Raw genomic sequence first — 12,504 nt, forward strand, 5'->3', positions numbered from 1 at the left:
ATGCAGCGCGCCAGATCGCGCGAGACGACGACCAGGCGCCCGTCGCGGGTGCCGTCCTTGAGCGTGGCGAGTTTCATGCGCCGATTTTCGGCGTTTCGGCCGCGCTCGGCTACCGGAACTCCCCTTAGGTGTTTTTGCGCTTGAGGCGCTGCTCTTGGTCAGCCGCTTGCCTACAGCACCAGTCGCGGCGGTGGGCGCGGCACATGGCGCAGAAGCATCGAAGGCATGGCCGGAAGGGCAGCCCCGACTGTCCGCTTAGCACAAGTTCAATGTGTTGCGCAATATGGCCGAATGGCCAATTGCCTGTAAGGCACTTCGCACACAGTATCAGGCCGAGCTTGGGGAAGCCCGCTCCGAAGATCAGATCAGCTTATTTTTGGAGGGAAGTCCAATGCCTTTGACAAGATACCTGTCGCCAGGTGCGCTGCTGATTGCATATCTATTCACGAGCATAATCGTCAGCGCGGCTGAATCGCCTCAGTATTTGACTATGGGGGAGCCTGTTCCGGTGGACCAACCGATCACGCTACCGCCGGAGCCATATAACCCGACGAAGCACGGCGACCTGTATGTCGCGCCGATGGTGGAGCGACAATCCTCAAACGCTGTTGACGATCTATCGGCGCCCCTGCCGTATCCGCCCCGTGCGATCACGAAGCTGGCCGCAAACCCGCTTCCGCTTGCGTTAACTCCAACACCCACGTTTCTCCCGGGATCGGGAGATAGAGGATTCTGGGTGCGAAAGGGCGCTGGGCTATTCGCCGGGAATGATGCTCAGCTCGATTTTTCAATTCCGAATGAAGCTATTGGTGCGGTCATCTACGCCCCGACAGACATGCCGCGCGGCTCTTGTGTCGAGGCAACCACAGTGCACTATCGGTACGAAGGATTTCCCGAAACAGTTCACGCTCACGGTTTCTGGGACCACTGTGAAGAACAGGGTTGGCAGGTTTTTGAGTTCATCGACACGAGATGGACAGATCGATACGTCCGCATTTATGACGGCGAACTGACATTCTTTCACGAGGTCTATCAGAACGGCCAAGATTGCTGGATTGGTGTGCTCTACAATTTCCAACTTGGTCGATGGGAAGAAAAAACTACCCCGGTCTGCGGAGCTGGACCTTACGAAAACGGTTGGACCATGTGGGAGTCCTACGGGATCATGGATAACCCGGAGCAGGCGGTTATCTGTCCTAGATTCCCGAACATTCGAAGCAAGGCCATTCAGTGGTACGACCGTGGCACGAACTCTTGGAGCAACCTCACAACCTCGGATACGTCCCAACTGGGCCCATACGGAGACTGCTGGACCAGCGGAGCTTATTCCTTTCGCGCGACTGTTCCCAACAGCTACTGGGAGGCCGACACGGATTGAGGTGTGCAGTCCAGTTCAGTGCGAGCGCGCCGATGTCGCTGGAAGATCTCAATATGAATCGCAATACTGCCACTCACCTTGGCCGGCAGCGTATGTTGATCCTCATCATGGCTGTTGCAGGCCTATGCCCCTTGCAGGCCTGCAACAGTTCCGGCGGCGCTGGGAGCAACACGCCAACTCCATCGCCACCATTGGGCGACCGCTTTGAGCGTGTTGATGTGCAGGCCGATGCAGATGCGGTCATATATGAGACGGGCGATGTGGCCAACGGCCAGGGGCAACAACTGCTCGTTAGCGCAAGACCAAGCGACCCGACACGGCGGACGGTGATCCATTTTTCAGTTGATCAGGCATTGCCGGAGGGTGCGCTAATCGCGGGAAGCAGGCTCTGCTTTTCAGTGTCTCAGGCGCTGGAGGCAACCATCTCCATCGAACTGCACCGGATAGTCAAGGCGTGGAACGAAGGTCCGACCGCAGCGTCGGGGAATGAGCGCAGCGGGGTGATGGCGTCGAGCGGGGACGTCACTTGGTTTCACACGGGAACCGGAGCATGGGAAAGTTGGGAGACTCCGGGCGGCGATTTTGCGGTTGACGCTGATTCTGTTCAGCAGGTTACGGAAACTGCGGGGAGGGTCTGCCTGGAGAACTCGGGCGGCGATGGAAACATGAATACGACGGTCCAGTCGTGGGTCAACAGCCCGGAAGAAAACTTCGGCTGGATTCTTCTTTCTCCTGATACCGGGTCCTATGCGCTGCGTGGTTTCTACAGCTCGAACAGCGTGGATCCGTCGATGCGCCCGGTTCTCGAGCTAACCTATAGCCGGGGTTGAGTTGTGTGCTGCTAGCTGACGGCGAAGCAGGCTCAAGCTCAGCGCCGCATTGCTCTCGCGGCGATCTGTTCTATCAGCGCGAACACGGCGCCGGCGAGTAAGGCGAGGCCAACGCCGAGGGGAAACAGACTGAAGGATGCTGCGTCGCCGAGCGTGGAACTTCTGCGGCGTTCTATTCCCAAACGTGATGCTGCGGAGAATGGCCGCCATAGGCTGCTATCTAGCCGCCTGTCCAGGACTGGTGATAGCCGGTCCACTCAATCGCCGTCGCGATCTCGCCGGTGTCGAGCGCGTCGCGCGTGTCGATCATCACCGCGTACTCGTCGGTCGCCGGCTTGTTCTGCACGAGCATGTTCTGCAGCGCCTTCGGATGCGGACCGTGGGTGAAGCCGCAGGGGTGCAGCGTCAGCATGCCGGGACGGATGTTGTCGCGCGAGAAGAAGTCGCCGGCGTGATAGAACAGCACCTCGTCGTAGTCGTCGTTGTTGTGGAAGAACGGCACCTTGAGCGCGCCCGGATCGGTCTCGAAGGGCCGTGGCGCGAAGGTACAGACGACGAAACGATTCGCGACGAAGGTTGTGTGCGCCGACGGCGGCAGGTGGTAGCGGTGCGACATCAGCGGACGAATGTCGCGCACGTTGATGCGCACCGGCATCAGCGTGCCGTGCCAGCCGAGCGCGTCAAGCGGATTGTAGGGATAGGTCACCGTCGACAGCTGGTTCGAACGCTTGATCCGCACCTGCCAGTCGCGCGCGGCGCTGGCGCCCTGCTGCTGCGCCTTGAAGTCCTCGTCGATGCGCGGATAGTCGAACAGCGCCGGATCGAAGATCGCGTGTTCGCCGACCAGACCCTTGTCCGGCAACTGATAGCTGGAGTTCGTCGCCTCGATCAGCAGCCAGGTCGAAGGCTGCGCGCACTCGATGCGCCACATCGTGCCGCGCGGCAGCACGAGGTAATCGCCGGCGACGAGGCTCAGGTGGCCGTAGTCGCAATACAACTCGGCGCTGCCGGCGTGCAGGAACAGCAGCTCGTCGCCGTCGGCGTTGCGCGCCAGCTCGTCCATCGACCGCGGACAGACCCAGTGGCGCAGACGGACGTGGGCGTTGTGCAGTACCGCGTGCGCGTCCCACGGCGACGGCCCGGTCGCGCCGAGCTTGTTGAGGTCGAAGGCGCGCGGGCGCAGCGGACCCTCCCAGCGCGTCCAGCCGGTCGGCGGCCGCGGATGGATCATGTGCGTCGCCGGGCCGAAGAAGCCTTCCTTGCCCAGCTCGCGCTCGACGCTGCCCGCGGGCAGATCGGCGTGCGCCTGACGCGAAGCCAGGCCTTCGACGATCGGGCGGTAGATCCACTTTTTCATGGCGTCATGCCGTTTCGGTCTTGAGCACGCCGCGCTTGATCTGGTCGTCCTCGATCGACTCGAACAACGCCTTGAAGTTGCCTTCGCCGAAGCCTTCGTTGCCCTTGCGCTGGATGATCTCGAAGAAGATCGGGCCGATCACGGTGCTGGTGAAGATCTGCAGCAGGATGCCTTCGACCGGCGCGCCGTCGATCAGGATGCGCAGCTCGCGCAGCCGCGCCAGCGGCTCGCCGTGGCCGGGCACGCGCTGATCGACCTTGTCGTAGTACGTGTCCGGCGTGTCCATGAACTGCACGCCGCGCGCGCGCAGCGCCTCGACGGTCTTGTAGATGTCGTTCGTGGACAGCGCGATGTGCTGGATGCCCTCGCCGCGGTACTGACGCAGGAATTCCTCGATCTGGCTCTTGTCGTCGGCCGACTCGTTGATCGGGATGCGGATCTTGCCGCAGGGCGAGGTCATCGCCCGCGACACCAGGCCGGTGAGCTTGCCTTCGATGTCGAAGTAGCGGATCTGGCGGAAGTTGCCGATGCGCTCGTAGAACCCGGCCCAGGTGTCCATGTTGCCGCGCTCGACGTTGTGCGTCAGATGGTCGATCTCGCGCAGGCCGACGCCGACGGGATGGCGCTCGACGCCGTCGAAGAAGCGGAAGTCCACGTCGTAGATCGACTGTTGCGGACCGTAGCGATCGACCAGGTAGAGCACGCTCGAACCGATGCCATAGACCGCCGGCAGGCGCAGCTCCATCAGGCCGGGCCTGGTGTCGAACGGCACCGCGCCCTGTGCGACCGCATGCGCGTAGGCCGAGACTGCATCCTTGACGCGCCAGCCCATCGCACAGGCACTCGGACCATGTGCCTTGGCGAACTGCTCGAAGTGCGTGTACGGCGTGCCGTTGACCAGGAAGTTGATGTCGCCCTGGCGGTAGAGCGTGACGTCCTTGCTGCGGTGCCGGGCGACCGCGGTGAAGCCCATCATCTCGAACAGCGCGTGCAGCTGCGCGATGCCGGCGGCGCTCGGCGCAGTGAATTCGACGAACTCGAAGCCGTCGGTGCCGAGCGGGTTGAGCGTCTGGGTCTTGCTCATGGCGAATGGTTCTCCGCCCCGATGCGTACGGGGACTTTAGTCTGACTTGCGCTTCACGTCATTCCCGCGAAGGCGGAAATCCAGCCGCGCGCCGGCGGTACTGGAGGCCCGCCCGTGCGGGCATGACGATCACAGGGATCTAGGCGGCGAGCCGCGCGGCGCGCGGCGCCACCGGCACGTCGCCCGGATACAGCCGGTCGGGCTCCAGTTCCGGCTCGGCGCGCAGGCGTTCGATCAGCGGCGCCAGCGGCTGCGCCATCGCGTCGGCGAGCTCGTCGAACGAGCGGATCACGAAATAGGTCTTCTGGTAGGCGTCGATCCTGTAGCGCGTGCGCATGCAGCGCGCCATGTCGAAGCGCACACGCAGCGGCTCCGCGCTCTCCACCGAGTATGGCGTCTCGCCGCCCGAGGACAGGATGCCGGCGCCGTAGGCGCGCAGGCCGTCACCGGCGTCGATCAGGCCGAACTCGACTGTGTACCAGTACAGCCGCGCCGCCATCGGCAGCGCACCGGCGTCCAGTGCCTTCAGCCCCTGCTCGCCGTAGCGCTGCACGAAGTCGGCGAACCGGCGGTCGAACAGCATCGGCACGTGGCCGAAGAAGTCGTGGAAGATGTCCGGCTCGACGAGGTAGTCGAACTCCTCGGGCGTGCGCAGCCACACCGTCACCGGGAAGCGGCGCGCGGCGATGTGGCGGAAGAACTGCTCGTCCGGGATGAAGCCCGGCACCGCAACCAGCGACCAGCCGCTGGCGCGCTGCAGCGCCGTGCTGACGCGCGCGAGATCGGGGACGGCATCGGCGCAGTCGGTACGGGCCAGTCCGTCGGCGAACTCGCGGCAGGCGTACTGCGGCACCAGCTGCGACTGGCGCGCGTACAGGTGCCGCCACAGCGCGTGGTCGGCCTCACTGTAGGCGTGCCAGGACTGCTCGACGGTGAAATCACTGCGGGCACGCGAATAGTCGCCGCGCAGCTCGCTGTCGGTGTTGGCGCCGTACATGGTCTCCTCCGTTCCGTGGCCATGCGTGCGTGTACTTTAGCGCCGGACGGGCGCCGGATGACTGCACATTCACACCTGATAACGTCGCTTTGTGGTGCTATTCTGCGTCAATACAACATTTTTTAGTGATTTCATGCACACCGATCTCGACCGCACCGACCGGCGCATCCTCCGTGAGCTGCAGCGCGACGGGCGCCTGCCGATCGTCGAGCTGGCCGGACGCGTCGCGCTGTCGCCCACCGCCTGCCAGCGCCGCGTGCGCAGGCTGGAGGACTCCGGCGTGATCGAGCGCTATGCGGCGGTGCTCAGCCCGGTCGCACTGGGCCGGCAGGTCGAGGCCTTCGTGCGCGTGTCGATCGAGCGCCAGTCGCGCGACGTCACGCTGGCCTTCGAGGAGGCGATCCGCCGCCGGCCGGAGGTGCGCGCCTGCTATGTGATGACCGGCGACCTCGATTTCCTGCTGCAGGTCTCGGTGCCGGATCTGCAGGCCTTCGCCGAGTTCTCGATGAAAGTGCTGATCGGCCTGCCCGGCGTGAAGGACGTGCGCTCCAGCCTCGTGCTCGAAGCGGTCAAGAAGGACCAGGGCATCACGCTGGACGACTGACAACCGGCACGCATTTGATTAGTGTACTTATGATTAGTACACTATCATCATGTCCAAGACCCGCCTTCCCCCGGTCACGATCGGCTCGCTGGTGCTCGACGTCGGCCGCCTGATCCGCCAGGACTTCAGGCGGCGCGCACAGCATCTGGGCCTGACGCAGGCGCAATGGAGCGCGATCGCGCAGCTGCACCGCGAGCCCGGCCTGACGCAGGCGGCGCTGGCCGAGCGCCTCGAGGTGCATCCGGTCACCGTCACCCAGCTGCTCGACCGCATGGAGAAGGCCGGCTGGATCCGCCGCACAGCGCATGCGACCGACCGCCGCGCGCAGTGCGTGCACCTGACCGAATCCACCGAGCCGGTGCTGGCCGAGCTGGCCCGCCTCGCCGCGCAGACCCGTGAACGGGCGCTGCGCGGTCTCAGTGAGGGCGAGCGCCGCCAGTTCGAGCAGCTGCTCGCGCGCGTCAAGAACAATCTTTCTTCCGCGGATGCCGACGCGCAGGCCGCGATGTCCCACGAGTGATGCCATGAGCGAAGAATCCCCTGCTCCCGCCGACCGATCGCTGCTGCCGCCGCGCTGGCGCAGGCCGCTGCTGATCGCCGGCCCCGCCACCGTCGCGCTGATCGCTGCCGGCCTCTGGCTGTTCGGCGGCCGCTATGTCTCGACCGACGATGCCTACGTCAAGTCGAACAAGGTCAACGTCAGTGCCGAACTCGCCGGAGCGGTCGCGCAGGTGCTCGTCGCCGAGAATCAGCCGGTGAGCCGCGGCACGCCGCTGCTGCAGCTCGACCGCCGCCCGTTCGAGGTCGCCGTCGCGCAGGCGCAGGCGAACCTGCTGCAGACGCGCATCCACATCGAGTCGCTGCGTGCCGCCTACGGCCAGAAAGCCGCCGCGCTCTCGCGCGCGCGCAGCGATCTGGACTACCAGCGCACGCAGCAGCGGCGCGTCGAAGAACTGTTCCGCCAGCGCGTGGTCGCGCGTTCGGCGCTGGACGCGGCGCACCACGACTACGAAGTCGCGCACAACCGCGTGGCGGAGCTGGAGCACGATCTCGACCAGGCGACCGCGAACCTCAACGGCGACGCCGATGCGCCGACCGAGCGGCATCCGGCCTGGCTCGCGGCGCAAGCGGCACTGGACAAGGCACAGCTCGATCTCGAACGCACGACGGTGCGCGCACCGATCGACGGTGTCGCCAGCAAGGTCCCGGAACCGGGCACCTACGCGATGCCGGGCTTGCCGCTGCTCGCACTGGTCGCCGATGACGAGTCCTGGGTCGAGGCCAACTTCAAGGAATCCGAGCTGGAGCGCGTGCGCGCCGGCCAGCCGGTGCGTGTCGCCATCGACGCCTATCCCGGGCATGTCTGGCAGGGCACCGTCGCCAGCATCGGCCAGGCCACCGGCGCCGAGTTCTCGCTGCTGCCGCCGCAGAACGCCAGCGGCAACTGGGTCAAGGTCGTGCAGCGCATCCCGGTGCGCGTGCAGCTGCGGCACGAAGGCGACGAGCCGCCACTGCGGGCCGGGATGAGCGCGGTGATCCGCGTCGATACCGGCCACGCGCCGCGCGCGCTGCTGGCGCTGCGCACGCTGGGCCTCAACGACGCCCAGGCCGGCACGCGCTGAGCTCAGGCGCCACGATGACACGCGCCCCGTCGCGCGCGCTGGTGACGATCGCGGTGATGGCCGCGACGGTCATGCAGACGCTGGATACGACGATCGCCAACGTCGCGCTGCCGCACATGCAGGGCGCACTGTCGGCGTCGCAGGACCAGATCGCGTGGGTGCTGACCTCGTACATCGTCGCCGCGGCGATCGCCACCGCGCCGACCGGCTGGCTGGCGCTGCGCTTCGGCCGCAAGCAGGTGTTCGTCACCGCGGTGCTCGGATTCACGCTCGCGTCGATTCTGTGCGGCCTGGCCGGCTCGCTGAACGAGATCGTCGCGTTCCGCATCCTCCAGGGCCTGTTCGGCGCCGCGCTGGTGCCGCTGTCGCAGACCGTGCTGCTCGACAGCTATCCGCCGGAGCGCCACGGCCCGGCGATGGCGCTGTGGGGCATGGGCGTGATGATCGGCCCGATTCTCGGCCCGACGCTCGGCGGCTGGCTCACCGAGCACTACGACTGGCGCTGGGTGTTCTACATCAACCTGCCGATCGGCCTGTTTGCCGCCGCGGCGCTGACGGCGGCGCTGCCGGCGACCGCGCCGCAGCGCGCGGCGCGCCTCGACGTGACCGGGTTCGTGTTCCTCAGCCTGGCGATCGGCAGCCTGCAGCTGATGCTCGACCGCGGCGAGACCCAGGACTGGTTCGGCTCGACGGAGATCGTCGTCGAGGCGGTGCTCGCGGTGCTGGGCCTGTACCTGTTCGTCGCCCACACGCTGACCGCGCCGCGACCGTTCCTGCCGCCACGGCTGTTCCGCGACCGCGGCTTCGTCGCCGGCCTGCTGATGATCGGCGTCGTCGGCGTCGTGATGCTCGCGACCTCCGCGCTGCTGCCACCGTTCCTGCAGAATCTCAAGGGCTATCCGGTCGTGCTGATCGGTCTGGTCATGGCGCCGCGCGGCGTCGGCACGATGCTGGCGATGCTGGTCTGCGGGCGTCTGCTGCACCGCCTCGATCCGCGCGTGACCATCGTCGCCGGGCTGTTCTGTTCCGCGGCGTCGCTGCTGTGGATGTCCGGCTTCAGCCTCGACGTGACGATGCGGGACATCATCGGTTCCGGCGTGCTGCAGGGCATCGGCCTGGGGATGATGTTCGTGTCGCTGAGCACGCTGAGTTTCGCGACGCTGGAACCCCGCGACCGTGCCGACGCGACCGCGCTGTTCAGCCTGGTGCGCAACATCGGCAGCAGCATCGGCCTCGCCCTGTGCGTGGCCTACCTGAGCCGCAGCACGCAGGCGGCACACGCCGCGCTGGTCGAGCACGTCAACGTGTTCAATCCGGCGATGGCGCAATACGTCAACGCCGACGGGGGGCTCGCGTCGAGTGCCGGGCTGGCGCTGATCGAGGCCGAGGTCCAGCGGCAGGCGGCGATGCTCGCGCTGATCGCCGACTTCCGCGCGATCGCGCTGGTCGTGCTGCTGGCCCTGCCGCTGCTGCTGCTGTTCCGCCTGCCGCGGCGGACCGCGGTGCCGTCATCCGCGCTGGGCGCGATGGACTGAACGCGGGATTCCCGCGGCCGCCCAAAAGCGGCACACTCCGCCGCACAACGATACGGGGTGGAGAGCCATGTCCAAGATCCTGCCGCGCCGCGCGCGTCCATCGGTCGCCCTGCTGGCCGTCGGCCTGCTCGCCGCCTGTTCCGGCGCGAACCGCCCCGCCGGTGGCACGCCGGACACGCCGTTCTCGAACCGCAGCAACTGCAGCAGCCAGTCCTGGATCGGCGGCACGACCGAGATCTGCGCCGGCGTGCTGACCTACCGCGACTACGTCTATGACGACCACGGCGCCGACACCAGCCCGATCTACAACTCACCGATCGGCCTGCTCTCGCCGGTGGCCGGCGACGCCACCTATCCGGCCGGCCAGGAGAACACCGCCGATCTGGTCACGCTGGAACTGTGGCTGGACGGCAGCACGGTCCGGGTGCGCGCCGAGCTGAACACCCTGTACACCGCCGATTCCACGCGCGTCGCCGTCGCGCTGGACACCGACGACGACACCGCGACCGGCGGCGGCGACTGGCCCGGCCTGGGCATCCGCAGTTCCGGCTGGGACGAGATCCACGTCCTCGACCAGGCCGATCCGGCGACCAACCGGATCAGCGGCAGCTTCCCGCGGCCGGCCGGGACGACCTGGCGCGTGCAGGCGGTGGTCGCACAGGCCGACGGCACGGTGATGAACGTCGCCTTCCGCGGCACGCAGGAGGAGGCCAAGGCGCTGGTCGCCGCCAACACCACGGACGGTCTGACCGGCGGGACCTGGTGGGAGGACCGGCAGGCGGCTGCTCTGGCCGCCGGTGACATCTCCGAATTCGGCGCCACCGTCCGCGTCGATGATCTGGTGCAGCGGCGCACGGTGCTCGACACGATTCCGCCCGGCCTGCATCAGCGCGTCTATACCTCGGCGTACACGCTGCCGCCCGGCGAGGGCATCAGCGTCGATGGCGTGCCGGGCCGCCACGGCGACACCGGCAATCCCTGCGAGCAGTACTTCCATTTCCTCGGCAAGTACCAGCCCTACGGCCTGTACCTGCCGGCCAAGGACGGCCCGCACGGCCTGCAGTTCGTCATGCACGGCTGCAACGCCAACCACGCCAGCCTGATCAACGCCCCGGGCATGCAGCGGCAGTTCGGCGAGGACCTCAACCGCATCCTGCTGGTGCCGCTCGGCCGGGGTCCGGTCGGCTTCAACTCCGACATCGCCGAGCGCGACAACCTCGACGCCTGGCAGGACGTGCTCGACCACTACGACGTCGATCCGGACCAGGTGTATGCCGGCGGCTATTCGATGGGCGGCTACGGCACGCTGCGCATGGCCGCGCTGTACCCGGACCGCTTCGCCGGCGCGGTGAACTGGGTCGGCTTCACCGGCGACATCTTCAACACACCGATCCCCGGCAATCCGATTCCGCCGCAGACCGGCGACCAGGGCAGCAGCGTCGGCGCGATCGGCAACGTCATCGACTTCATCGGCAACCTGCGTCACGTGCCGACCGCCAACCTGTATGGCGGCGAGGACGAACTGGTCACAGTGACGACCGCGCTGGCGCTGCAACAGGCTTTCGCCAACGCGGACGGGGTCGTCCATGAATTCTTCTTCCATCCGCTGGCCGAGCACCTGACCTTCGCCGTGCTCGACGACTGGGCCAAGGAAGCGGCGTACTCGTCCGGACGCGCACGCGTGCACCATCCGGCGCGGGTCACCTACCGCACCGATGCGTCGCTGGACTATCCCGAGTACGGCATCACGCACGACCGCGCGTACTGGGTGTCGGCGATCCGCGGCCGCGGCGCGGGCTACATCGACGTCGATCTGATGAGCCGCGGCTGCGGTGGCAGCGATCCGACGTTCACATCGACCCAGGACGCCGGCGTCGGCCCGGCGGCGCTGACCTGGGTGTCCACCGGACGCACCGCATCCACGGGCACGGCGATCGTACCGGCCAACCATCTCGGCGGCAGCCTGGGCAATGTCGCCACGCTGACGATCGACACCACGGGCACCTGCCTGACGTCGGCGCCGGTGCAGTACGAGCTCATGGTGGACGGACCGACCACGCTGAAGCTCTCCGACGGCCGCGTGCTGAACCTGCCGGGCGCCGGCGCGCACCAGGGCAGTTTCTGATGCCGCACGCTCAGAGCGTGCGGTAGCGATCCGTCGCTTCGATCAGCCTGGACAGGATGCCGGGTTCGCTGGCGGCGTGGCCGGCGTCGGGCACGACGACGAGCTCGGCCTCCGGCCAGGCGCGGTGCAGATCCCAGGCCGACTTCATCGGGCAGACGACGTCGTAGCGGCCCTGCACGATCACGCCGGGAATCTGCCGGATCTTGTGCACGTGCGCGAGCAGGTAGTCGTCGCGGTCGAAGAAACCCTTGTTGATGAAGTAATGGCACTCGATGCGCGCGAAGGCCTCGGCGAAATGGTCCTCGCCGAAACGCGCCGCCATCTCGCTGCTCGGGAACAGCTTGCTGGTGACGCCTTCCCAGACGCTCCAGGCTTTCGCCGCCTCGCGCCGCACCGCCGGATCGGGGCTGGTCAGGCGCTTGTAGTAGGCCTTGACGAAGTCGCCGCGCTCGGCTTCCGGGATCGGCTTGACATAGCCCTCCCAGGCGTCGGGAAAAATCCAGCTCGCGCCTTCCTGGTAGAACCAGCGGATCTCGGCCTCGCGCAGCAGGAAGATGCCGCGCAGCACCAGCGCCTTGCAGCGGCGCGGATGGGTGACCGCGTAGGCCAGCGCCAGCGTCGAGCCCCACGAGCCGCCGAACACGACCCAGCGGTCGATGCCGAGCAGCTCGCGGATCTTCTCCATGTCGGCGACGAGGTCCCAGGTCGTGTTGTCGCGCAGCTCGGCGTGCGGCGTGGACTTGCCGCAGCCGCGCTGGTCGAACAGCACGATGCGGTAGCTCTGCGGATCGAAGAACTGGCGCTGCCAGGGTTCGGTGCCGCCGCCGGGCCCGCCGTGCACGAAGACGACCGGCGCGCCGTCGGGATTGCCGCACTCCTCGATGTGCAGCTCGTGCAGTTCCGACACGCGCAGCCGGTACGTGCGGTAGGGTTCGATCGCCGGATACGGTTGCGCCATCGTGGTCGTCTTGG

12 protein-coding genes are annotated in these 12,504 nt (G+C 66.8%); 7 read left to right on the forward strand and 5 right to left on the reverse strand.

Annotated features, from left to right (window positions below):
* On the reverse strand, positions 1-77 hold a 77-nt coding region (locus tag AAG565_RS12150), incomplete at its 3' end, for a hypothetical protein (RefSeq protein WP_348819923.1).
* Positions 78-271: 194 nt separating this feature from the next.
* Between AAG565_RS12150 and AAG565_RS12155 the strand changes: the two genes are divergently transcribed.
* Both AAG565_RS12155 and AAG565_RS12160 read left to right on the forward strand, forming a co-directional pair.
* Positions 272-1,378, forward strand: a complete 1,107-nt coding sequence (locus AAG565_RS12155; protein WP_348819864.1) for a hypothetical protein — start codon at positions 272-274, stop codon at positions 1,376-1,378.
* Between the two features lie 32 nt (positions 1,379-1,410).
* Positions 1,411-2,208 carry a DNRLRE domain-containing protein gene (locus AAG565_RS12160; protein WP_348819865.1) on the forward strand — a complete coding sequence of 266 codons (798 nt, stop codon included), beginning with the start codon at positions 1,411-1,413 and terminating at the stop codon, positions 2,206-2,208.
* Positions 2,209-2,428: 220 nt separating this feature from the next.
* On the opposite strand, the gene AAG565_RS12165 is transcribed toward AAG565_RS12160, so the two are convergent.
* The 3 genes from AAG565_RS12165 to phhA all read right to left on the reverse strand — a co-directional run bounded on the left by AAG565_RS12165 (position 2,429) and on the right by phhA (position 5,646).
* The gene (locus AAG565_RS12165; RefSeq protein WP_348819866.1) at positions 2,429-3,565 is read right to left on the reverse strand and encodes a homogentisate 1,2-dioxygenase; all 1,137 of its coding nucleotides are present in this window, start codon (positions 3,563-3,565) and stop codon (positions 2,429-2,431) included.
* A 4-nt stretch (positions 3,566-3,569) separates the two neighbouring features.
* Complete coding sequence (gene hppD, locus AAG565_RS12170; protein WP_348819867.1) at positions 3,570-4,649, reverse strand: 4-hydroxyphenylpyruvate dioxygenase; 1,080 nt, start codon at positions 4,647-4,649, stop codon at positions 3,570-3,572.
* A 139-nt stretch (positions 4,650-4,788) separates the two neighbouring features.
* On the reverse strand, positions 4,789-5,646 hold the full coding sequence (gene phhA, locus AAG565_RS12175) for a phenylalanine 4-monooxygenase (RefSeq protein WP_348819868.1): 858 nt from the start codon (positions 5,644-5,646) through the stop codon (positions 4,789-4,791).
* A gap of 133 nt (positions 5,647-5,779) precedes the next feature.
* Between phhA and AAG565_RS12180 the strand changes: the two genes are divergently transcribed.
* The 5 genes from AAG565_RS12180 (at position 5,780) to AAG565_RS12200 (ending at position 11,532) form a co-directional block, all read left to right on the forward strand.
* On the forward strand, positions 5,780-6,250 hold the full coding sequence (locus tag AAG565_RS12180; RefSeq protein ID WP_348819869.1) for an Lrp/AsnC family transcriptional regulator: 471 nt from the start codon (positions 5,780-5,782) through the stop codon (positions 6,248-6,250).
* A 49-nt stretch (positions 6,251-6,299) separates the two neighbouring features.
* Positions 6,300-6,770, forward strand: a complete 471-nt coding sequence (locus tag AAG565_RS12185) for a MarR family transcriptional regulator (RefSeq protein WP_348819870.1) — start codon at positions 6,300-6,302, stop codon at positions 6,768-6,770.
* A 4-nt stretch (positions 6,771-6,774) separates the two neighbouring features.
* Complete coding sequence (locus AAG565_RS12190; protein ID WP_348819871.1) at positions 6,775-7,872, forward strand: HlyD family secretion protein; 1,098 nt, start codon at positions 6,775-6,777, stop codon at positions 7,870-7,872.
* 14 nt (positions 7,873-7,886) lie between these two features.
* Positions 7,887-9,407: a DHA2 family efflux MFS transporter permease subunit gene (locus AAG565_RS12195; protein WP_348819872.1), complete on the forward strand. Its 1,521-nt coding sequence runs from the start codon at positions 7,887-7,889 to the stop codon at positions 9,405-9,407.
* A gap of 67 nt (positions 9,408-9,474) precedes the next feature.
* The gene (locus AAG565_RS12200) at positions 9,475-11,532 is read left to right on the forward strand and encodes a prolyl oligopeptidase family serine peptidase (protein WP_348819873.1); all 2,058 of its coding nucleotides are present in this window, start codon (positions 9,475-9,477) and stop codon (positions 11,530-11,532) included.
* A gap of 10 nt (positions 11,533-11,542) precedes the next feature.
* Here AAG565_RS12200 and pip read toward each other — a convergent pair whose 3' ends face one another.
* Positions 11,543-12,490 carry a prolyl aminopeptidase gene (pip, locus tag AAG565_RS12205; RefSeq protein ID WP_348819874.1) on the reverse strand — a complete coding sequence of 316 codons (948 nt, stop codon included), beginning with the start codon at positions 12,488-12,490 and terminating at the stop codon, positions 11,543-11,545.
* Between the last annotated feature and the right edge of the window lie 14 nt (positions 12,491-12,504).

The organism is Fontimonas sp. SYSU GA230001, from assembly GCF_040066175.1.
Lineage (GTDB): Bacteria > Pseudomonadota > Gammaproteobacteria > Nevskiales > Nevskiaceae > Solimonas.

Bases quoted from the DNA above. Each gene is read 5' to 3' on its own strand.
- AAG565_RS12160 (WP_348819865.1), top strand. From the start codon at position 1,411: ATGTCGCTGGAAGATCTCAATATGAATCGCAATACTGCCACTCACCTT.
- AAG565_RS12165 (WP_348819866.1), bottom strand. From the start codon at position 3,565: ATGAAAAAGTGGATCTACCGCCCGATCGTCGAAGGCCTGGCTTCGCGT.
- hppD (WP_348819867.1), bottom strand. From the start codon at position 4,649: ATGAGCAAGACCCAGACGCTCAACCCGCTCGGCACCGACGGCTTCGAG.
- phhA (WP_348819868.1), bottom strand. From the start codon at position 5,646: ATGTACGGCGCCAACACCGACAGCGAGCTGCGCGGCGACTATTCGCGT.
- AAG565_RS12180 (WP_348819869.1), top strand. From the start codon at position 5,780: ATGCACACCGATCTCGACCGCACCGACCGGCGCATCCTCCGTGAGCTG.
- AAG565_RS12185 (WP_348819870.1), top strand. From the start codon at position 6,300: ATGTCCAAGACCCGCCTTCCCCCGGTCACGATCGGCTCGCTGGTGCTC.
- AAG565_RS12190 (WP_348819871.1), top strand. From the start codon at position 6,775: ATGAGCGAAGAATCCCCTGCTCCCGCCGACCGATCGCTGCTGCCGCCG.
- AAG565_RS12195 (WP_348819872.1), top strand. From the start codon at position 7,887: ATGACACGCGCCCCGTCGCGCGCGCTGGTGACGATCGCGGTGATGGCC.
- AAG565_RS12200 (WP_348819873.1), top strand. From the start codon at position 9,475: ATGTCCAAGATCCTGCCGCGCCGCGCGCGTCCATCGGTCGCCCTGCTG.
- pip (WP_348819874.1), bottom strand. From the start codon at position 12,490: ATGGCGCAACCGTATCCGGCGATCGAACCCTACCGCACGTACCGGCTG.